This is a genomic window from Vibrio sp. 811 (genome assembly GCF_033339195.1).
In genome coordinates, this window is sequence record NZ_JAWOUB010000261.1 from 1 (window position 1) to 809 (window position 809).

At 44.7% G+C, this 809-nt stretch carries 1 protein-coding gene and 1 pseudogene; both read left to right on the forward strand.

Features of this window, described 5'->3' with window-relative positions; all coding sequences use genetic code 11:
- Window positions 1-191, forward strand: a 191-nt coding sequence (locus R7Q46_RS26220; protein ID WP_318078090.1) for a putative PEP-binding protein, incomplete at its 5' end; no start/stop codon positions are given.
- A 219-nt stretch (window positions 192-410) separates the two neighbouring features.
- Window positions 411-809 (forward strand): annotated as a pseudogene (locus tag R7Q46_RS26225) (hypothetical protein); the annotation flags it as partial.

Consider the following 809-nt stretch of genomic DNA (forward strand, 5'->3'; position numbering starts at 1 on the left):
TGAAAATCATGCTGAAAATGGCAATTGATGCCGCAACCAAAGCAGGCAAGTACGTAGGTATTTGTGGTCAAGGCCCATCAGATCATGAAGATTTGGCGGAATGGTTGATGGAGCAAGGCATTAGCTCTGTTTCACTCAACCCAGACACCGTTATCGACACTTGGTTACAGCTAGGTAAAGTTAGCAAGTAATTTGCCGAAAGGAAGCCACTTAACACAAGCGCTCCTAAACCAATGAGACAAAGCCCTCAAGCTGCGGTTTGAGGGCTTTTTTGTTGGGCTTCTATCACGCCCTTGTCAAGGGTACGTGAGTTCGTGACGTCAATCCCAACCTAGAATCATCGTCAATTTTCCCTATCCCAAATTTCACCTAAAATGAAATAAAACCGACCACGTTTAGGACGAGCTCTAATGAAAAAGCCGATCGTTATCTTAACCACACTTATGTTACTCACCTCTCCTGCTCATGCAGATTGGGACGAGATATCCAACAAAATGTCTGAGCTAGGCGAAGCGGTTTCGGATACTGCGCAAGATGTTTGGGACGACACTAAAGCCTTTTCAACACAAGCGTGGCAAGATTTCACGAATTGGTCCGAAGAAGCAATCAATACGGCTGGCGAGTGGACAGATGCCAGTATCGAAAAAAGCAAAGAATGGATAGATGCCGCAGACAAAAAAATTGATGAGTTGATGGAAGGCGACACGCCAGAAGAAGCGCGTCAAGCGATTGATTTAATGGCCGATAGCACCTTACTCAAACTCTTTAATGAAAAACCAGAAGCGAAAGCGATTTACGATAAAGCTTAC